The sequence below is a fragment of the Cellulomonas fimi ATCC 484 genome, assembly GCF_000212695.1.
In the GTDB taxonomy this organism is placed as follows: Bacteria; Actinomycetota; Actinomycetes; order Actinomycetales; family Cellulomonadaceae; genus Cellulomonas; species Cellulomonas fimi.
Genome location: NC_015514.1, coordinates 522863 through 542638, shown reverse-complemented (window position 1 = coordinate 542638; position 19776 = coordinate 522863). Strand labels below are relative to the sequence as shown.

At 75.1% G+C, this 19776-nt stretch carries 17 protein-coding genes and 1 tRNA gene; 7 read left to right on the top strand and 11 right to left on the bottom strand.

Annotated elements, in window-relative coordinates; translation table 11 throughout:
* The first annotated feature begins 11 nt into the window (after positions 1-11).
* The 3 genes from CELF_RS02480 to CELF_RS02470 all read left to right on the top strand — a co-directional run bounded on the left by CELF_RS02480 (position 12) and on the right by CELF_RS02470 (position 4077).
* Positions 12-1190: an RtcB family protein gene (locus CELF_RS02480; protein ID WP_013769667.1), complete on the top strand. Its 1179-nt coding sequence runs from the start codon at positions 12-14 to the stop codon at positions 1188-1190.
* A 338-nt stretch (positions 1191-1528) separates the two neighbouring features.
* A complete protein-coding gene (locus CELF_RS02475) occupies positions 1529-2848 on the top strand; it encodes a YibE/F family protein (protein ID WP_013769666.1) in 1320 nt (439 codons plus the stop codon).
* Entirely contained in the window at positions 2845-4077 is a 1233-nt protein-coding gene (locus CELF_RS02470) for a YibE/F family protein (RefSeq protein ID WP_013769665.1), read from the top strand. The genes CELF_RS02475 and CELF_RS02470 overlap by 4 nt, the downstream gene beginning before the upstream one ends.
* A 23-nt stretch (positions 4078-4100) precedes the next feature.
* Here CELF_RS02470 and CELF_RS19345 read toward each other — a convergent pair whose 3' ends face one another.
* Positions 4101-6182 carry a SpoIIE family protein phosphatase gene (locus CELF_RS19345; protein WP_013769664.1) on the bottom strand — a complete coding sequence of 694 codons (2082 nt, stop codon included), beginning with the start codon at positions 6180-6182 and terminating at the stop codon, positions 4101-4103.
* 368 nt (positions 6183-6550) lie between these two features.
* Between CELF_RS19345 and CELF_RS02455 the strand changes: the two genes are divergently transcribed.
* The 4 genes from CELF_RS02455 to trxA all read left to right on the top strand — a co-directional run bounded on the left by CELF_RS02455 (position 6551) and on the right by trxA (position 9135).
* Positions 6551-7297, top strand: coding sequence for an aquaporin (locus CELF_RS02455; protein ID WP_049791417.1), 747 nt, complete (start codon positions 6551-6553; stop codon positions 7295-7297).
* Complete coding sequence (locus CELF_RS02450) at positions 7294-7692, top strand: arsenate-mycothiol transferase ArsC (protein ID WP_013769662.1); 399 nt, start codon at positions 7294-7296, stop codon at positions 7690-7692. The genes CELF_RS02455 and CELF_RS02450 overlap by 4 nt, the downstream gene beginning before the upstream one ends.
* A 136-nt stretch (positions 7693-7828) precedes the next feature.
* Complete coding sequence (trxB, locus tag CELF_RS02445) at positions 7829-8815, top strand: thioredoxin-disulfide reductase (protein WP_013769661.1); 987 nt, start codon at positions 7829-7831, stop codon at positions 8813-8815.
* A complete protein-coding gene (trxA, locus tag CELF_RS02440) occupies positions 8812-9135 on the top strand; it encodes a thioredoxin (protein ID WP_013769660.1) in 324 nt (107 codons plus the stop codon). The genes trxB and trxA overlap by 4 nt, the downstream gene beginning before the upstream one ends.
* 93 nt (positions 9136-9228) lie before the next feature.
* Here the strand turns inward: trxA and CELF_RS02435 are convergent, their stop codons facing one another.
* The 10 genes from CELF_RS02435 to tmk form a co-directional block, all read right to left on the bottom strand.
* Positions 9229-9486 (bottom strand): thioredoxin family protein, encoded by a 258-nt coding sequence (locus CELF_RS02435; protein WP_232014291.1) that lies wholly within the window; start codon positions 9484-9486, stop codon positions 9229-9231.
* A gap of 15 nt (positions 9487-9501) precedes the next feature.
* Positions 9502-10557 (bottom strand): permease, encoded by a 1056-nt coding sequence (locus CELF_RS02430; RefSeq protein WP_232014290.1) that lies wholly within the window; start codon positions 10555-10557, stop codon positions 9502-9504.
* Position 10558: 1 nt separating this feature from the next.
* Positions 10559-10885: an ArsR/SmtB family transcription factor gene (locus CELF_RS21070; protein ID WP_013769657.1), complete on the bottom strand. Its 327-nt coding sequence runs from the start codon at positions 10883-10885 to the stop codon at positions 10559-10561.
* Between the two features lie 219 nt (positions 10886-11104).
* Positions 11105-11180 (bottom strand) — tRNA-Thr (locus CELF_RS02420).
* 69 nt (positions 11181-11249) lie between these two features.
* Positions 11250-11483: a hypothetical protein gene (locus CELF_RS02415; protein ID WP_013769656.1), complete on the bottom strand. Its 234-nt coding sequence runs from the start codon at positions 11481-11483 to the stop codon at positions 11250-11252.
* Complete coding sequence (locus CELF_RS19340; RefSeq protein ID WP_013769655.1) at positions 11480-15553, bottom strand: hypothetical protein; 4074 nt, start codon at positions 15551-15553, stop codon at positions 11480-11482. The genes CELF_RS02415 and CELF_RS19340 overlap by 4 nt, the downstream gene beginning before the upstream one ends.
* Positions 15554-15749: 196 nt before the next feature.
* On the bottom strand, positions 15750-17309 hold the full coding sequence (locus CELF_RS02405) for an alpha/beta hydrolase (RefSeq protein WP_013769654.1): 1560 nt from the start codon (positions 17307-17309) through the stop codon (positions 15750-15752).
* 37 nt (positions 17310-17346) lie between these two features.
* A complete protein-coding gene (locus tag CELF_RS02400; protein WP_013769653.1) occupies positions 17347-17901 on the bottom strand; it encodes a dihydrofolate reductase family protein in 555 nt (184 codons plus the stop codon).
* Positions 17902-17945: 44 nt separating this feature from the next.
* The gene (locus CELF_RS02395) at positions 17946-19082 is read right to left on the bottom strand and encodes a DNA polymerase III subunit delta' (protein ID WP_013769652.1); all 1137 of its coding nucleotides are present in this window, start codon (positions 19080-19082) and stop codon (positions 17946-17948) included.
* Positions 19079-19771: a dTMP kinase gene (gene tmk / locus CELF_RS02390; RefSeq protein ID WP_013769651.1), complete on the bottom strand. Its 693-nt coding sequence runs from the start codon at positions 19769-19771 to the stop codon at positions 19079-19081. The genes CELF_RS02395 and tmk overlap by 4 nt, the downstream gene beginning before the upstream one ends.
* Positions 19772-19776: the final 5 nt, after the last annotated feature.

The following is a 19776-nucleotide window of genomic DNA, read 5'->3' as shown; positions in this document are numbered from 1 at the left end:
GATCGCCCACCATGACACGCCAGCACCTCACGAAGACGCTGGTCTCCTGGGCCTCGATCCTCGACGACAAGGCCCGCGACCAGGCGGTCGCCACCTCCACCCTGCCCTTCGTCTACCCGCACGTCGCGCTCATGCCCGACGCGCACCTCGGCAAGGGCGCCACCGTCGGCTCGGTGATCCCCACCCTCGGCGCGCTCATCCCCGCCGCCGTGGGTGTCGACATCGGCTGCGGGATGATCGCCGTCCGCACCCAGTGGTCGGTCGAGCAGGTCCGCGCCGCGGGCAGCCTGACGCCGCTGCGCGAGCGCATCGAGCGGACCGTGCCGCTGTCGGCGGGCGCGGCCAACCAGCGCCTGACGCCCAGCGCGGAGGCGCGGGTCGCGACGCTCGAGGCCGCCGCGGAGAAGGCCGGGTTCGACCCCGGCGCGTACGCGGGCCGGTGGGCGCTGCAGCTCGGCTCGCTCGGGTCCGGCAACCACTTCATCGAGGTCACGGCCGACGAGACCGGCACCGTGTGGCTGTTCCTGCACTCCGGGTCCCGGGGCGTCGGCAACAAGATCGCGCAGCACCACATCCGCGTCGCCGCCGAGCTGTGCCAGAAGTGGTGGATCTCGCTGCCCGACCGTGACCTCGCGTACCTCGTCGAGGGGACGCCCGAGTTCTGGGCGTACGTGCGCGAGCTGCGCTGGGCGCAGGAGTTCGCCCGGCTCAACCGCGAGGAGATGATGGACCGCGTCGTCGCCGCGATCGCCGAGCACATGGGCGAGGACGTCGTCGAGGCCGAGCGCGTGAACTGCCACCACAACTTCACCGAGCAGGAGCAGCACTTCGGGAAGTCCGTGTGGGTGTCCCGCAAGGGCGCGATCCGGGCGCGGGCCGGCGACCCCGGGCTCATCCCGGGGTCGATGGGCACGGCGTCCTACGTGGTCGTCGGCAAGGGCGACCCGCTGTCCCTGTGCTCCTCGCCGCACGGCGCGGGCCGTGAGCACTCCCGGACCCAGGCCCGCAAGCTGTTCACCCGCGAGCAGCTGCGGGAGTCGATGGCGGGCATCGAGTACCGGGACACCGACGCGTTCCTCGACGAGATCCCCGCCGCGTACAAGGACATCGACCGGGTCATGGCGGACGCCGCCGACCTGGTCGAGGTCCGGCACGTGCTGCACCAGCTCGTCAACGTGAAGGGCGACTGACCACGACGGCCCGGGGCACCCGCTCCGGGCCGTCGTCGTCGCCGGTGCACGACCGGGCTAGGACCTTCGTCCGGGCCGACGGCGCCCCGGGGTCGCCATGCTGGGCGCAGTGCCCCACGGCGGCGCACGCCCCCTTCCGGCGGACGCGCGTGGGACTCCCGACGGACGTCGGGCACGCGGTTGTGGCGGCCGCGCCCGTCCGTCCGGTGGGCGGCCCCTGGACCCCTCGGGGCCGCCCACCGTCTCCGGGCCTCACGGCCCACGACACGTCGGCGCGTCCGCGGGCGGTGTCGGCGCGTCGCCCCGCGCAGCACAGGCCCGGTGGCCGATCCTGGGTCGTGCCCCACAGCCACCCCACCCTGACCGCCCCGCCTGACGCGGCCGCGGAGCGCCAGGTGCGGGCCACCGCCGCCCGCGCCCGGACCGCCCTCGTCGCGACGCTGGTGCCCGTCCTGCTCCTCACCCTCCTCGGTGCGTGGTGGCTGTGGCCCGACGCGGACGCGCGCCCGCCCGTGCTCGACACCGACGGTCCCGGGGTCGTCTACGCGTCGGGCGTCGTCACGCAGGTCCGGCCCGACGCGACCGGGATGGACCAGGCGTCGGCGCGCCTCGACCGCGGCGACGAGGTCGACCTGCACGTGCCGCCCGAGTACGTGCCCGAGCTCGCCGTCGGGGACCACGTGCGGGTCGCGGCGCTGTCCGCCCCCGAGGTCGCGCTCGACGCCCCCGCGGGCACCGAGCCGACGCTGACGACGACGTACCTGTTCGTCGACTTCGAGCGCGGGCCGCCGATGCTGCTGCTCGCCGCCGTGTTCGCCGGGCTCGTCGTGCTCGTCGCGCGGTGGCGTGGGCTCGCCGCGCTCGTCGGCATGGGGGTCGGGCTCGGCGTCGTCGGCGTGTTCACGCTGCCCGCCCTCCTGCAAGGGCGCCCGGCCGTGGGCGTCGCGCTCGTCACGAGCGTCGTCATCATGTACGCCGTGCTCTACCTGGCCCACGGCGTCTCCGTCCGCACGTCCACCGCGCTCGCGGGCACGCTCGTCGGCCTCGTGGCGACCGCGGGGATCGCGACCTGGTCGAGCGGCGCCGCGCACCTGACGGGGCTGTCCGGCGAGTACGCGCTCGACCTCATGTCCGCCGCGCCCGAGGTCCGGCTGCGAGCCGTGCTGCTGTGCGGCATGGTGCTCGCCGGGCTCGGGGTGCTCAACGACGTCACCATCACGCAGGCGTCGGCGGTGTGGGAGCTGCACGCCGCGCGGCCGGAGAGCACGTGGCGGCAGCTCATCGGGCGCGGGATGCGGATCGGGCGCGACCACATCGCGTCGACCGTGTACACGATCGTGTTCGCCTACGTCGGCGCGGCCCTCCCGCTCGTCCTGCTGGTCAGCCTGACCGACCGGGGGCTGCTCGGCGTGCTCGGCAGCGGCGAGATCGCCGAGGAGGTCGTCCGGACGCTCGTCGGGTCGATCGGCCTCGTGCTGGCGATCCCCGTGACGACCGCGCTCGCGGCGCTGCTGGTCCGCCTCAGCGCGGCCCCCGCCGCCGCGGCCCGCGCACGTGACGGGGACGACGGCACGGCGCCGGGCGCCGGCGTGCCGGGCACCACGACGGCCGGCGCCCTCGGCGCCCCCGCCGGCGACACCGTGGAGGTCCCGTCGTGAGCGTCGACGCCCCTGCCGCCCCCCGGCGTGCCGCCCGGTCACGCACCGGTGTCGTCCTCGTCGTGCTCGTGGTGCTCGCCGCGACCGCGGCCGTCGTCGGGCTGCTCGCGACCTGGCCCGGTGAGGACCGCCGGCCGGACACCGGGTTCGTCGACGTCGAGGTCGAGCGCCTGTCGGCGACCGTCGTCGGTTCCCGGTGGGACACGTGCGACGGCACCGTCGAGGACATGGAGCCCGACGGGTCCGTGCCGCAGACGGTCCGCTGCCTGCACGTGAGCGCCGAGGTCGGGGCGGGGGCGTCGGCCGGGACGACCGTCGAGGTCATCGCGACGTCCGGCCTGACGCGGGCCGACGTGCCGCCCGGCACCGGGATCGTGCTCGAGCACTACCCCGCCGACCAGAACGGTGACGAGGTGTGGGCCTGGGGCGACTTCCGCCGCGGCGTCCCGCTGACGACGTTCGCGCTCGCGTTCGCCCTGGTCACCGTCCTGGTTGCCGGCATGCGCGGGCTGCGGGCGCTCGTCGGGCTCGCCGTCGCGTTCGGGGTGCTCGCGGTGCACCTCGTCCCCGCGCTCGTGCAGGGGCAGCCCGCGCTCGTCGCGACGCTGTCCGCCGCGACCGTCGTGGTCGTCGTCGTGCTGTACCTCGCGCACGGGTTCTCGCTGCGGACCACCACGGCGTTGCTCGGCACGCTCGGCGGGCTCGTGCTCGTCACGGTCCTCGGCGTCGTCGGCGCGCACGTCGCGCACCTGCACCCCGGGTCCACGGAGGACACATACCAGCTCGCGCGGCTGCTCGGCGACGACGGCGTGCGGATCCTGCAGGGCGTGTTCCTCAGCGGCGTCGTCCTCGCCGGGATCGGTGTGCTCAACGACGTGACCATCACGCAGGCGTCGGCCGTCTTCGAGCTGCGGGCCGCGGACCCCGCCGCGTCGTGGCGCACGCTGCTCGCCCGCGGCATGCGCATCGGCCGCGACCACATCGCGTCGACCGTCTACACCATCGCGTTCGCGTACGCGGGGGCGTCGATGCCCGTGCTGCTGCTCCTCGAGCTGTACGACCAGCCGCTCGGCCAGACCCTCACGTCGGGGGCGTTCGCGGAGCAGGTCGTGAGCACGCTCGCGGGGTCGATCGGCCTGGTCCTGGCCATCCCGCTCACGACGGCCGTCGCCGCCGTCGCGGCCGTGCGCCTCGCCCCCGCACGCATCTCCGGAGGCCACCGGCACTGACCTCGGCCCGCCGGAGGGGCGGGTCAGGACGACGGTCCGGCGACCGCGTCCCCCGCGTCGCCGAGCCGCGGACGGGCGGACGCCGTCGGCCCGTCCCCGTCGACCACGAGGGTGCCGCGGCGCAGCGCCACGACCGTCAGGTCGTCGTCGGCGGTGCCGCGGCGCTGGACGGCTGCGACGACGCCGTCGACGACGTCCTGCGCCGTGGCCGCCGCCCGCACGACGTCGCTCAGGACGCGCAGGTCGTCGAGGTGGCCACCGAGCCCGTCGAGGACGCCGTCGCTGAACGAGACGAGCGTGTCACCCACGTGGAGCTCCGCGTGGCCCACGGCGCGCGGGGCGCCGAACATCATGCCGAGCGGCGGACCACCCGCGGCCAGCCGCTCGGTGCTCCCGTCGCGGCGGACCACGACGCTCAGCCCGTGGCCGGCGTCGGCGTACGCGACGTCGCCGGTCGACGCGCGCACGTGCAGGCGGGTCGCGGTGATGAACGCGCCGGAGCTGGCGAGCTGGCGGTCGAGGCGCTCCTCGGTCGCGGCGAGCACGCTGCCGACGTCCCGCTCGGGGTCGTGCTCGTGCAGCGCGGTGACGAGCGTCGCCGCGAGGATCGCCGCCGCCGGTCCCTTGCCCATGACGTCGGCGACCGTGAGCACGACGCCGTCGCGCGTGCGCTGCCAGTCGTACAGGTCGCCTCCGACGGACCCCTCGGGGACGAACGACGCGGCGAGGTCGTACCCGGGCACGGCGGGCGCCTGCGTCGGCAGCAGCGCCGCCTGGACCCGCGCGGCGAGCAGCAGCTCGAGCCGCTCGGCGGTCACGTCGCGCATCACGGAGACCACGCCACCGCCGACGAGCGAGGGCAGGGGCGTCGAGTTGAACCGCACGACACGCCCGTCGGGCAGGCCGCTGTTGCGGACCAGCACGTCGGCGTCCCGGACGGCGACGCCGGTGCGCAGCGCGACGCGGTGCGGGGCCTCCTCGTCGGGCAGCTGCGTCCCGTCGAGCCGGTGGAACCCGTAGAAGTCGCTTCCGGCGACCCGCCCGGTGAGGCTGCGGATGCCGCCGAACAGCGCGGTCGCCTTGGCGTTGCGCATGAGCAGGCGCCCGTGGTCGTCGATCACGCCGACGCCCTCGTCCATGGTGTGGATGATCGTGTCGAGCAGGTTGGCGCGCCGCTCGACCGCCGCGCGCGCCTCGGCCAGGTCGCGCAGGGCCGTCTCGCGCTCGGCGCGCGCGACCGCGAGCGACAGGCCGATGAGCGCGACCATGCCGACGAACAGCTGCGCGACGAGCAGCCGGGCCGTGCGGTCCTCGATCGACGCGAACGGCCCGCTGCCGAGCATCGTGAGCACGACCGCGAACGCCCCGAGCAGGGTGTCGTGCACGACCACGTACGGCAGGCTCAGCCGCGAGCCGACCCACACCGTCAGGCCGATGAGCGGGAAGGCCACCGGAAGGTCCAGACCGGGCACGAACCACAGCAGGTACGCGGCGGGCGACAGGACGGTGACGAGCGCGTACTCGACGCGCCGCCGCGTCCGCCGCCGACCCTCGACGCGCCGCTGGAGCCACCACGCGCGCAGCACCACGACGGTCGACCCGAGCGCGAAGATGCTGACCGACCCGCGTGCGAACCACACGACGACGGTCGGCCAGGACCAGGCGTCCGACGTGAGCGTCGCCAGCCCGACGGGGATCGCCGACACCGCCGACGCCACGACGGACGCCTCGAGGAACCCCCACACGTCCTGCATGCTCAGCTGCTGCGACGCACGGCTGCGCCACAGCTCCGGGCGACGCCGGCGCAGCACGAGCGCGAACACGAGCACCTGCGCGGCCGCCGCGGCGGCCAGCACGGACGCGGTCGCGACGTCCATCCCGGTGACCACGAGCAGGACGACGGTCAGCACGACGCCAACCCCTACGTCGACCGCGGCGTGCCGGTCGCGTCGCCGCACGAGCGCCCACGCCGCCGCCACGCTCGCGGCGGGCCACACGAGCGCGAGGTCGCTCACCTGGAGCGCGGTCCCCCGGCCCAGCAGGACCGCCGCCGCGTACGTGACCGCGAAGGCCAGCTCCGGCAGCAGCCGGCGCGCTCGTCGCACTGACGTCCCCCCGATCCCCGCGCCGCCGCCAGCCGGCGTCGACCCTCGCACACCATCAGATCGGACGGAGCGGTGCCGTGCCAGCCGCACCGCCGCGACGGGGCTCCGTGCGATGCGGCCGTCTCCGCAAGACCGCCCGATCGGGCGCACCCTCAGCAGGACGGCGGGGCGGCGCACCTGGAGCGAACCGTGTCTCCCGGGCAGCGCCGAGGGCGAGCCGTCGCCGCGGGAGACCAGGTCGACGACGGCGAGGCGTCCGGTCTGGGCAGAGCCTCGTGCCATGCCGCGCGACGCTCCAGCCCGACCTCCACTCAGTGTTCATTGAGTCAATCTTGACTGAGTGGACTCCCGGTGGCCACGATGTCGGCGTGACCCCCACGGAACGGCCGTCGACACGGTCCTCGCTCGGTCGACGTCTGGCCGCCGAAGCCACCGGCACCGCGCTGCTCGTCGCCGTCGTCGTCGGCTCCGGGATCGCCGCGTCGCGGCTGTCGCCCGACGACGTCGGCCTTCAGCTCCTGCAGAACAGCCTCGCCACGGTGCTCGGCCTGGCCGTGCTGATCACCGCACTCGGGCCGGTCTCCGGTGCGCACCTCAACCCGGTCGTGTCGCTGGCGGACTGGTGGCTCGGTCGCCGTGACGGCGGCGGGCTGAGCCTGCGCGAGGTCGGTCAGTACACGGTCGCGCAGTGCACCGGAGCCGTCCTCGGCGCGGTGCTGGCCAACGCGATGTTCGACGTGCCGACGACGATCGCCGGCACGGACCGGGTCGGTGGCGGGCTCCTGGTCGGTGAGGTCGTCGCCACGGCGGGCCTGGTCGGGCTGATCCTCACGTTGGTCCGCACCGAGCGCACTACCCTGGCGGCACCTCTCGTGGGGGCGTGGATCGGGGCCGCGTGCTGGTTCACCAGCTCGACGTCGTTCGCCAACCCCGCGGTCACGGTCGGGCGGATCTTCTCCGACACCTTCGCCGGGATCGCCCCTGGATCGGCCGCACCGCTCGTGGCCGCACAGCTCCTCGGTGCCGTGGTCGGCGTGGCCGGCGTCGTCCTCCTCTACCCCTCGCCGCGCGCCACCAACGTCCCGCAGCACGACGAGGTGGTGACGACGCTGTGATCACCGTGCTGTTCGTCTGCGTGCACAACGCCGGCCGCTCCCAGCTCGCCGCGGGCGTCGCCGAGTCCGTCGGCGACGGCCGCCTGCGGGTCGCGTCTGCCGGCACCGACCCCGAGGACCACGTCAGCGACGTCGTGATCGGCTCGCTCGCCGAGATCGGCGTCGACTGGACCGACCACACCCCCACGCGCCTCACCCGTGAAGCGGTCCAGGCCGCCGACGTCGTGGTCGCGCTCAAGCCCGGCCTCGACCTCCCCCGGGTCGACGGGGTCCGCTACGAGACCTGGCCGCTGCCCGACCCCGCCGGGTGGGACGTCGACGGCATCCGCCCCTTGCGCGAGCACCTGCGGGAGCGCATCGAGTCCCTGGCGTCGACCTCGACGCCCGCCCCCTGAAGGAGCCTCGCCATGGCCACGACCGACTCCCCCGTCATGCTCGTCTGCGTGCACAGGCCGTGCGCCCCATCCGCGACGAGATCCGCACCCGCGTCCTCGGGCTGCTCGACGAGCCCGGCATCGAGCCGGTGACCGCATGAGCACCGTGCGCGACCTCGTCATCGTCGGATCGGGCCCTGCCGGCTACACCGCTGCGATCTACGCGGCGCGTGCCGGACTCGCGCCCCTCGTCGTCGCCGGCTCCGTGACCGCCGGTGGCGCGCTCATGAACACCACCGAGGTCGAGAACTTCCCCGGCTTCCCGGACGGCATCCAGGGCCCCGAACTCATGGACGCGCTGCAGAAGCAGGCCGAGAAGTTCGGGGCCGAGGTCCTGTGGGACGACGCCGTCTCGCTCTCCCTCGAGGGCCCGGTCAAGACCGTCACCGTCTCGGGCGGTGAGACCTATGCCGCGCGCGCGGTCATCCTGTCGACCGGGTCCGCCTACCGTGAGCTCGGCCTGGACGACGAGAAGCGTCTGTCCGGGCGTGGGGTGTCCTGGTGCGCGACCTGTGACGGGTTCTTCTTCCGCGACCAGGAGATCATCGTCGTCGGCGGTGGTGACTCCGCGGTGGAGGAGGCGACCTTCCTGACCCGGTTCGGCAAGCGCACGCTCGTGCACCGCCGTGACCAGCTGCGTGCCTCGAAGATCATGGCCGACCGCGCCGCGGCCGACCCGAAGATCGAGTTCGCCTGGAACTCCGAGGTTGTCGCGATCCACGGCACCGAGAAGGTCACCGGTGTGACCCTGCGTGACACCGTCACCGGCGAGACCCGCGAGCACCCCGCGACCGGCGTGTTCGTCGCGATCGGGCACGTCCCGCGCACCGACCTGCTCGTCGGTCAGGTCGACCTCGACGACAACGGCTACGTCTCCGTGCAGGGCCGCTCGACGCTGACCAACCTGCCCGGCGTCTTCGCGGCCGGCGACGTCGTCGACCACACCTACCGCCAGGCCATCACCGCCGCCGGATCCGGCTGCGCCGCCGCGCTCGACGCCCAGCACTACCTCGCCGGACTCGCCGACACCGCACACGACGTCGTCGACCCCGTCCCGACCACCGATCTGGAGGGTGCCCGATGAGCTCCACCACCGTGACCGACGCGTCGTTCGCCACCGTCGTCCTGCAGTCCGAGCTGCCCGTGCTCGTGGACGTCTGGGCGACGTGGTGCGGACCGTGCCGCCAGCTCTCGCCCGTGGTCGACGCGATCGGCGACGAGTACGCGGGTCGGCTCGCTGTCGTGAAGGTCGACGCCGACGCCAACCCTGCGACGGTCCAGCAGATGGGCGTGGTGTCGATCCCGACACTCGCCGTCTTCGCGGGTGGCCGGCTCGTCACGTCCCTCGCAGGCGCCCGGCCGAGGTCGGCGATCGTCGCCGAGCTCGAGAAGGTGCTCCCCTGACGACGAGAACGTCGCGCGTCACGTCGCCGTGAGCGGGTGGACAGCACCTCTGGTCCAGCCCGAGCAGTCCCCGGCCAGGCGTCCCGGCCGGGGTCAGCCGGCGGCGACCAGGGGCGCGAGGATCTCGCGCAGGTGCGAGGCCGTCGGGACCCGCCCCGACAGCAGGACGACCTCGTCGACGACGAGCGCGGGCGTCGACATGACGCCGTACGCCGCGATGGTGGAGTAGTCGGTGACCTTCTCCACGTCGGCGTCCACGCCGAGCGCCTCGATCGCCACGCGGGTCGCACGCTCCAGGTTGGTGCAGTTGGCGCAGCCAGGGCCGAGGATCTTGATCTGCACGGTGCTCACTCTCCTTGGTGGGGCTCACACGCCGAGGACGGCGTTGAACAGGTAGCCGACCGCGACGATCCCCGCGGCCGTGACGCCGACGAACGCGGCGATGAGCTGCGGCTTCAGGACGCGCCGCAGCAGGATCAGCTCGGGCAGGCTGAGGGCGACGACGGCCATCATGAACGCCAGGAGGGTGCCCATCGGCAGGCCCTTGTCGTGCAGCGCCTCGACCAGCGGCAGGATCCCCGCAGCGTTGGAGTACAGCGGGATCCCCACGAGCACCGCCACCAGCACGGCCAACGGGTTGCCCGCGCCGGCGTGCCGGGCGAAGAAGTCCTCGGGCGCCCACCCGTGGATCACGGCGCCGAGCGCGATGCCGACGAGCAGGTAGGGCCAGATCTTGCGCAGGATGACACCGACCTCGTCGACGCCCATCCGCATGCGGTCCGCCCAGGTGAGCGCGGCCGCGGGGTCGACGACCTCCCCTCGCAGGCGCGTCTCGAAGACGAACGGCTCCACCCACCGCTCGACGCGTAGACGCCCCAGCACGACCCCGGCGACGACCGCGATCACGAGCCCGGCACCGACGTACAGGAGCGTCGGGCCGAGACCGAACAGGCCGAAGAGCAGCGCGATCGCCACCTCGTTCACGAGCGGGCTCGCGATCAGGAAGCTCAGCGTCACGCCGACCGGGACACCGGCGGCGACGAACCCGATGAACGCCGGCACCGCACTGCACGAGCAGAAGGGCGTCACGACGCCGAGCCCGGCCGCCATCACGTTCCCGAGGCCCTCCCGGCGTCCGCCGAGCAGCGCACGCGTGCGCTCGACGCTCATGAACGAGCGCAGCACGGTCACCAGGAAGATGATGCCGACGAGCAGCAGCGCGATCTTCACCGAGTCGTAGAAGAAGAACCGCACGCCGGAGCCGAGCCGCCCCTCGCCGTCCAGGCCGATCCGGTCGAGCAGCAGCCAGTCCCAGAACGGCCCGTTGGCCGCGTACAGGACGACCCACAGCATGGCCGCAGCGCCGGCGCGCACCCACACGCCCGTCGGCGTCCGCGCGGTCAACCGCTCGCTGATGCTCACGTCACCGCCCGCCCGCCGCATCCTCCAGCGCACCGGGGAGGCTCGCGAGCATGCGCTCGCGCGCGTCCGGAGCCAACGCGTAGTCCACCCAGCGACCGCGACGCGTCGTCGTGACCAGTGCCGCCTCGCGCAGGACCTTCAGGTGGTAGCTCAGCAGGTTGCCCGGCACGGTCACGTGCTCCTGCAGGTTGCACACGCACGCCGGCCCGCTCGCCAGCACGCGCAGGACCGTCCATCGCACCGGGTCGGCGATCGCCTGGAGCACGGCCAGAGCGGCGACGCCTGCCTGCTGGGGCTCGCTCACCTCGACCCCGGTTGAATCAGTCACGCTTGAAGCGTCCGCCCGGGCCGGCCGCGGCTCGACGGACCAACGTCCCGGCACGCCGGCGGCACGATCGACACGACGCGTGCCCGCTCGGGCCGACCGGCGAGCCTGACGGCCGCGGGGTGCCGGGGAGCTCTCGACGACGCGGTCTCGGGCGCCTGCCGACAAGAAGAAACCCGCGCCGTGCCAGGCGGAGATGCCTGGCCGGACGCGGGTCCCTGGTGGAGCCGCCTTGGGGAATCGAACCCCAGACCTTCTCATTACGAGTGAGACGCTCTGCCGACTGAGCTAAGGCGGCGTCGTCGTGCGAGCACGGCGAGCGCGCCCACTGTACCCGGACCGGTGCCCGTGCTCCAAAGCGGGCGTGTCAGGGCTCCGGCACCATCGCCGCGGCGAGCAGGGCGGCCGCGTCGGCGTCGACGAGGTCGTAGTCCTGGCCGTTGCGCAGCACGTCGAGCGCGGACGGGTTCGCCACCCACCCGACGCCGGGCTGGTAGGCCTCGCCGTGCAGGCCCTCGTCGTCGGTGCGCAGGCGCACGAGCGCGAGGACGGTGCCGTCGTCGTCGCGGCGGACGTGGAACGTGGTCGCGGGGTCGGTCACCGGCGCCGCCCCCCGGTCGCGGGCGGGGGCGTGGAGACGCCCTCGGGGACAGGGACGGTCGCCCAGCGCCGCCGCATCTCGTCCTGCAGCTCCTTCACGCGCGCGGCGGGGGTCGCGGGGTCGCGGACCTCCTCGTACATGGCGTGCAGCTCCTCCTTCATCGCGAGGCTCTCGCGCGTGTGCACCTGGACCTCGAAGTCGAGGCCGTCGGCGGTGCGGAACGTCGCGTTGATGCCACGGTAGGACCCGCCGAACCGCTCCGGCTCCGCCCACGCGTTGCCCTCCCGCACGAAGGTGTGCCCGGCGCCCTCCAGCGCCGTGCGGACGGCGGTGTGCACCTCGGCGTACCGGGGCATGTCGACGACCACGGTGTACCGCAGCACGTCGTTGATCTTGCGCGCCTCGGCGTCGAGCCGGGCGTCGGTCGCGGGTCCGCGCTGGCCCGCGCGGTCGTGGATCTTGCGGGTGAGGGAGTCCTCCGACTTGAGCTCGTACTGCAGGCCCGCGAGCTCCGCGCCGTGCGCGGCGGCCGCGCGTTCGAGCGCCCCACGGACGCCGGGCGCGGCGGCCTCGGCGCGGGTCCGTAGGGCACGGGCGCGCTCGCGGGCGCCGATCATGGCGGGGGTGGTGTCCTCGGCGGCGACGATGCCGCGACCCGACTCGTAGGAGTCGAGGCGGGCGGCGTGCTCGTCGAGCTGGGACTGGATCGCCTCGATCTCGCGCCGCACCGAGTCGGCCTCGCGTGCGGCGTCGACGCCGTCGCGGGTCATCCGGTCGGCGCGTGCCTCGACGCCGCGCAGCTGCGCCTCGAGGTCGTCGCGGATCGCGGTGAGCTTCTGCACCTCGAGGTTCGCCTCGAAGCCGGCCGTGCCGTACGCGGGGTGGCCGGTGAGCGCCTGCCGGACGCGGCTCAGCAGCCGCCGCAGCAGCCCCATGACGCCCTCGTACCGGCGCAGCTGACGCACCGTCTCCGCGTGCCGCCGGACGTGCTCCGGCTCGGCGCGCGGGCCGACCTCCAGGCGGACCCCGCCGTCGTCGCCGTACCGCACGTGCACCGCGTTGCCGGTGAGCGTCGTGGACTCGACGAGCGTCACGCCCGCCAGGTCGGCCGGGAGCGCGGCATGCAGGGCGGCCCTGTCGGCCGCGCTGCGGCTCCGCTCGCCCAGGAAGACCGCCGCGGCGCCCGGGTCGGTGGCCGCGGCGGCACCCGGGAGGTCCGCCTCCGCCGCGAGCGCGGTCTCGGGCGTCGACCGGCCCAGCAGCCCGTCGCGGAACGCACGCAGGCCGTCGAGCTCCGCGGAGCTCGCGTCGGGGCCGACGAGCGCCTCCTGCGCCGTGATCTGCGCCTCGACCTCCGCGAGCGCCGCCGCGCGGGTCGCCGGGTCGGACATCATCGGCGCCAGGGCGTCGGCGAGCTCGCGCGGGCTCGCCGGACGCGACGTCGTCAGCGCGTGCAGGCCTGCGGTGACGGGGCTCGTCACGAGGTTCTCGAACAGCTCGCTCGCGTCGTCGACGACGTTGCGGCTCATGTACCCCCACGCGCGCGCCCGGTTCAGGCTGTCCGCGTCGGCGGCGTTGCGGCAGAACGCGGCGACCGAGATGAGCGCCGCGACGTTGCTCACCCCCTGCGCGCTCAGGTACGCCTGGTACGCGCGCGCCGCGATCCCGCCGAGCGGGCCCAGACCCTGCAGCGTCATGACGATCGCGGAGATCTTCACGGCCTCGGCGATCATCGTCGCGAGCGTCGCCGGGTCGAGGAGCCTCTGGATGCCGGCGCCGATCGCGTGCTCCGTGTTCGCGAGCGCGAAGATCGCCGCGAGCCGGTACTCCGTGGACTGCCGCTCGACGAAGAACGCGTCGAGGTACGTGCGCAGGTCGCCCTGGAGCTGCGTGACGACCGTCTCCGACGTGACCGGCCGCCCGCCCGGGCGGACCCCCGACTCCTCCCGCGCCGCCTCGAGCTGCGCGGACAGCGTCGCGACCGCGCGCGGCGTGCGAGGGCTCGTCTCGCCGCGCACCATCCGGTCGGCGCTCGTGCCCGTCGCCGCCTCGACGCCGCCCGACCGCATCGCCGCCGACCCCACCGGGCGGCCGTCCACCGTCGGCGCGTGCGTGCGGGCGAGCGTCGCGCGCTGCTGCGCGGACGCGAGCAGGAACGCCGCGACCTCCGGCGGCACGGTCTTCTGCTCGCGGGCGACGACACCGCCGTCCGGCTGCGCGACCACGTCCGTGAGGTACGTCCAGCCCTCGTGCGCGCCCGCCGCGCGCACGCCCACGAGCGGGACGTCGCCCCGTCCCGTGACGAGCCCGGTGCGACGCGCCTGCGCGGGTCGGAGCACCGCCGGCACGGCCGCGACGTCCGTGGCGGCCTGCGCGGTGGCCCGCTGACGCTCCGCGAGCACGTCCTCACGGGAGCGGACCTCACCGCCGCGGTCCGCGGACGCCCCGGCGCGCGTCGGGAACAGCTCGCCGAACTCGTGCTCCACGTCGTCCGCCGACCCCGTCAGCGACTCCGAGCGGCGGGGCCGGACCGCGTCGACGCGTGCCCCGAGGTCGGACGTCTCCCCGTGCAGCGAGGACGCCATGAGGTCGACCCCGAGCTGCATGAGGTAGGCGCGCGCGATCCCGCCCTCGACGGCCACGGTGGCCGAGCCGACGTCGGCGCCCATGAGCCGGTACGGCTCGCCCATGAGCTCGAGCACCATCTGCACGGTCGGGTCCCGCTGCTCCTGCGCCGCGCTGTAGAGGCTGAACCAGCGGCGGTGCACGTCGACGAACTCGTCCACCTGGTACGACGGGCTCCCGGGGACCACGGCCCCGCGCAGCCGCGTCAGCTCCGACCGCTGGTCGGCGATGCGGGCGGCCAGCCCGGCGGCCATCTCGACCTCGGCCTCGTCGGTCGTCTCCGGCAGCGCCTCCTCCGGCAGGATCGTCGTGCCGGACGTCTGGTCGAACGGCAGGACCGGCTCGTCGGGCGTCTCGCCGTGCGTGATGGTGACGTCCTGCGTGGTGAGCAGCGACAGGCGGTCGTCGAGCGCGCCGCGGGTGCTGTCCTCCGTGGCCGCGAGCCCACGCAGCCGGGCGATGTCGGCGGCCCGCGCCTCCACGGCCGTGTCGAGCGCCGTCGTCCCGGTCCGGCCGGCCGTGCCCGCCGCGGTCGCGAGCGCGTCGTTCAGCAGCAGCGCACGCCGCGCCGCCTCGCCCAGCGCCGCGCCGGCCTGCGCACGCGCCGCCTCGTCGGTCGCCCGCAGGTGCGCCTCGCGCAGGTCCACGACCTCGGTGACCGTGCCCTCGAGCTCGAGGCGCAGCAGCGCCGTCGCGTCGTGCACGGCGGCGGCCGCCGACGACACGTCGACGCGTACCTGTCCCACGTACAGCCCCGCGAACGACGCGCCGCCCGGCAGCACCTCCGCGACGGCCTGCGCGGTGTGCCGGGCGATCGCCCGCACGACCAGCCGCAGGCCCGCCGACGCCGCCAACCCCTCCACCCCCGCGACGCCCGCGTGCAACGTCTCGAGCTCGGTGAGCGTGGTCGCGATGTCGTAGGGCACCGGGCCGTGCGGCGGGACGTCGACCTCCTCCTCGACCTCCGCGACCTCGGTCGCCGTCGCCGCCGCCCGGTCGAGCGCGTCCGCCGCGTGCGCCGGCAGCGCCGCGCGCACCGCGTCCGGCAGCGCGGCGTCGAGGTCGCCCTCGCCCCGCGCGGCGGCGACGAGGGCCGCCTCGACAGCCGTCGCGACCGCCCGCTCGTCAGCCGCGCGCTGGGCGACGGCCGGGTCGTCCGCCGTCGTCCCCGTCGGCGGGTCGCGCTGCACGACCGGCGCCGACCTGGCCTGCACCAGCCCGGCGACCGCGCGGTTGCCCGCAGCGCGCTGGAGGTCGAGGACGTCATGGGGGTCGACGACCGCGTCGGAGCGGCGCACGGGCGGCGCGCGGCGGGGGCGCACGGCCCGGTCGGCCGCCGCGGCACGGTCGGCGCCCGTGGCGCGCTCGGCCCGGCCTGCGAGCGCCGGCGTCGACGGGCGCGGGCCGTCCGGGCGTCCACCCGCGCGGGCCTCGTCGTGCGCCACGGTGCGTCCCTCCCCCGGCGACGGGTCGCGACGCTACGGGGGCGCAGGTGCGCGGTCGCCGGCGGAGGGTCCGCCCGCGGGGACGGGTGCGCTGCCCGATCGGGCGACGGGAGTCGGTCGGGCGGCGGCGCGCACCGGCGCCCACGGGACCGCGCCACCCGGCGCGACGGCGCTCCCGGTCAGTGGCGCACGGCCGTCAGCAGCGGGTGCCCTCGGGCGGCACCGTGCCGGACAGCAGGTAGCCGTCGACCGCGTCCGCGACGCAGTCGTTCGACGAGCCGTACGCGGTGTGCCCCTCGCCCTCGTAGGTGAGCAGCGACGCCGACGAGAGGGTCGTCGCGAGCTTCTCGGCCCACGCGTAGGGCGTCGCCGGGTCGTTCGTCGTCCCGACCACGAGGATCGGCGCCGCACCCTGCGCCGAGTAGTCCTCGAGCCCGCCCACGAGCGGGACCGGCCACTGCGCGCAGACGACTCCGCCGTACGAGAAGAACGAGCCGACGGTCGGGGCAGCAGCCTCGATCCGCTCCGCCTGGGCGCGCATCTCGTCGGGGTCGGCGCTCTGCCGGTCGTCCACGCAGCCGATCGCCCAGAACGCCTCGGTCGAGTTGGTCGCGTACGTGCCGTCGGGCTGGCGGTCGAAGTACGCGTCGGCGAGCTGCAGCAGGACCGAGCCGTCGCCGCCCTCGATCGCCGCCGTCAGGCCCTGCGTCAGGTAGGGCCACAGCTGCTGCGCGTACAGGGGCATCGCGATGCCGTAGAACGCGAGCGACCCGGTCAGGCGCCGGTCGGTGCCCGTCGGCAGCGGGTCCGCCACCGCGAGGTCGAGCAGGTCGCGGACCTGCTGCATGCCCTCGTCGACCGAGCCGTCCAGCGGGCACGACGTCCCCGCGAGGCAGTCGGCGACGTAGGCGCGCAGCGCGTTCTCGAAGCCGACGGCCTGCCCCTCGGCGAGCTCGTCGGACGTGAGCGTCGGGTCGAGCGCGCCGTCGAGCACGAGACGCCCGACCCGCTCCGGGAACAGGGCCGCGTAGGTCGCGCCGAGCTGCGTGCCGTACGAGTAGCCGAGGTAGGTGAGGGCGTCGTCGCCGAGCGCCGCGCGCAGGACGTCGAGGTCGCGCGCCGCGCTGACCGTGTCGACGTGGCCCAGGGCGGCACCGGTCCGCTCCAGGCACGCCGCGCCGAGCTCGCCGAACACGTCGGCGGCCTCCTGGATGCCCTCGTCCGTCGAGTAGTCGGCGTCGAACGAGACGACCTCGTCGAGCTGCGGGCCGTCCACGCACGCGACCGGGCTGGACCGCTGCACGCCTCGCGGGTCGAACGCGACGAGGTCGAACTGCCGCTGCACGTCGTCGCTCACGGTCGACGCGGCCTGCGCGAGGAAGTCCACGCCCGAGACGCCCGGCCCGCCGGGGTTCACCAGGAGCGACCCGAGGGCCTCGCCGCCCGTCGCGCGCTGCCGCGCGAGTGCGATGCCGATCGACGCACCGGTGGGGTCGGCGTAGTCGAGGGGCACGGTCGCGGTCGCGCACTCGCCCTGCGCGCACGACGACCACTCGAGCACCTGGTCGTAGAACGGGGCCAGGTCGGGGGTCGGGGCGCCCGACGACGTCGCGGCCGACGTCGGCACCTGCGCCTGGTCCTTCGCGGGCGCGCAGCCCGCGACGACGAGCACCGCGACGACGGCGCCGGTGAGCGCGCGCAGCGTCCACCGGGCGGGGCGGGCGGGGGCGTCAGGGCGGGTCACGACGGCAGGCACGCGCCCACGGTAGTCGCCACGCGGCGGCCGCCGGTGCTCACGACCGCCGTGCGTACCGCAGGTACACGAACCCTTCGGAGAACCTGCGCTCCTCGACCAGGTCCAGGTCGAGCCGCAGGCCGTCGGGCAGGAACCGCGTGCCGCCGCCGACGACGACCGGCACGACGAACAGCCGGACCTCGTCGACCAGCCCCGCGTGGTACGCGTGCGCCGCGAGGCCCGGACCCGCGATCGACACGTCCGTGGGCGCGGCGTCGACGAGCGTGCGCACCGTGTCGGGGTCGAACGACCCCTCGACGCGCGTGCGCGCCGTCGGCACCGACTCGAGCGTCGTGGAGAACACGACCTTGTCCGCCGCCTGCCACACCTCCGCGAAGTCCCGCACGACGGGCGGGGCGTCGGGCAGCAGGTGCGCCGTCTCCCAGAACTGCATGACCTCGTACATCCGGCGCCCGTACAGGTACGTCCCGACGGGCCGCTCCAGGTCGTTGACGAACGCGTGCACGTCCTCGGGCGGCATCGCCCAGTCGAACGCACCCGTGGCGTCGGCCACGTACCCGTCGAGCGACGTGATCCCGGTGCTGACCAGCATGGCGTGCTCCTCCCCCGGTGTCCGGCCCGGGCGGGCCGTCGATCTCAGCCCTGCGGCCGCAGCGCGATCGCCATCGCCTCGACCGCGAGCAGCGGCGCGACGTTGCCCGCGATCCGCGTGCGGGCCTGCCCCACGGCGTCCATCCGCCGCAGCGTCTGCTCGGGCGTGCTGTGCTCCGCGAGCTCGCGCACCGTGGCGGCGTGCTCGACGTTCACGAGCTCGACCTCGGCGCCGAGCTGCACGACGAGCACGTCCCGGTACAGCGACAGCAGGTCCACCATCGCGCGGTCCAGCACGTCGCGCTGCGCGCGCGTGGCCCGGCGCTTCTGCTCGTCCTCGAGCTGGCGGACCTGGGAGCGCAGCGCGGGCGGCAGCGTCGAGGCGCCCTCCGCGCCCAGCGAGCGCAGCAGCTCGGCGCGCTCGGCCGCGTCGCGGTGCTCGGTCGCCGCCTTGGCGTCGGCCTGCGCGGTCTCGACGAGCTCCCCGGCCGCGAGGACCGCGTCTCCCACCCCGCGGATCCGCGCGGCGATCGCGAGCACCGCCGAGCGCCGGGCGCGCGCCTCGGGGTCGCGGGCCAGGCGCCGGGCGATCCCGACGTGGCTCTGCGCGGCCCGCGCCGCGACGCCCGCCACCGCCGGGTCGACGCCGTCGCGCGAGACCAGGAGCGCAGCGACCGCGTCCACGGGCGGCACGCGCAGCGCGACGGACCGGCTGCGCGAGCGGATCGTCACGAGCACGTCCTGCGGGCTCGGGGCGCACAGCACCCACACCGTGCGCGCGGCGGGCTCCTCGATGGCCTTGAGCAGGGCGTTCCCGCTCGTGTCGTTGAGCCGGTCGGCGTCCTCGACCACGATGACGCGCCAGCGTCCCTGCGACGGCGACCGCTGCGCGAGCTCGACGAGCGGGCGCACGGTGTCCGCGCGGATGACCACGCCCTCGGTCGCGACGTAGGTGACGTCGGGGTGCGTGCCGCCGAGCGTCGTCGCGCAGTCGTGGCACGCGCCGCAGCCGCCGCGCGGGCACTGCAGGGCCGCCGCGAACGCGCGTGCGGCGTTGCTGCGGCCCGAGCCCGGCGGTCCCGTGAGCAGCCACGCGTGCGTCATCGCGGACGCGTCCGCGACCGCCGTCCGCAGGACCTCGACGGCCGGCTCCTGGCCGACGACGTCGTCCCAGACGCTCACGGCGTCACCTCGACGCCACCGGCGACCGCCGGCTCGGCCGCGTCGTCGCCCGCCGGGCCCGCCGCCGCACCCGCGGCCAGCAGCGTCGCCACCCGGCCCCGGATCGCCTCCGCGAGGTCCTCCGGGGCGCGCGTGGCGTCCAGCACGAGCCAGCGGTCGGGGTCCGCGGACGCGCGGTCGAGGAACGCCAGCCGGGTGCGCCGGTGGAAGTCGTCGCCCTCGGACTCCAGGCGGTCCGGGGCGCTCGTCAGCCGCGCGCGCCCGACGTCGGGGTCCAGGTCGAGCAGGACCGTGAGCGCCGGCAGCAGGCCGCGCGTGGCCCACAGCGACAGGTTCTCGACCTCGTCGGCGCCCAGCTCCCGTCCGGTGCCCTGGTAGGCCACCGAGGAGTCCAGGTAGCGGTCCGTCACGACGACCGCACCGCGCTCGAGCGCCGGGCGGACGAGCGACGCGACGTGGTGCGCGCGGTCGGTCGCGTACAGCAGCGCCTCGGTGCGCGCGTCGACGTGCTCGCCGTGCAGCACCGCGTCGCGCAGCGTCTGCCCGAGCGTCGTGCCGCCGGGCTCGCGGGTCAGGACGACCTCGCGCCCCTGCGCGCGCAGCCACTGCGCGAGCAGGCGGGACTGGGTCGACTTGCCCGCCCCGTCGCCGCCCTCGAACGACACGAACAGGCCCGCACCGGAAGTCACCCCGT

Coding starts and splice junctions, on each gene's coding strand:
- CELF_RS02480 (WP_013769667.1), top strand. CDS start 12: ATGACACGCCAGCACCTCACGAAGACGCTGGTCTCCTGGGCCTCGATC.
- trxB (WP_013769661.1), top strand. CDS start 7,829: ATGAGCACCGTGCGCGACCTCGTCATCGTCGGATCGGGCCCTGCCGGC.
- trxA (WP_013769660.1), top strand. CDS start 8,812: ATGAGCTCCACCACCGTGACCGACGCGTCGTTCGCCACCGTCGTCCTG.
- CELF_RS02400 (WP_013769653.1), bottom strand. CDS start 17,901: ATGCTGGTCAGCACCGGGATCACGTCGCTCGACGGGTACGTGGCCGAC.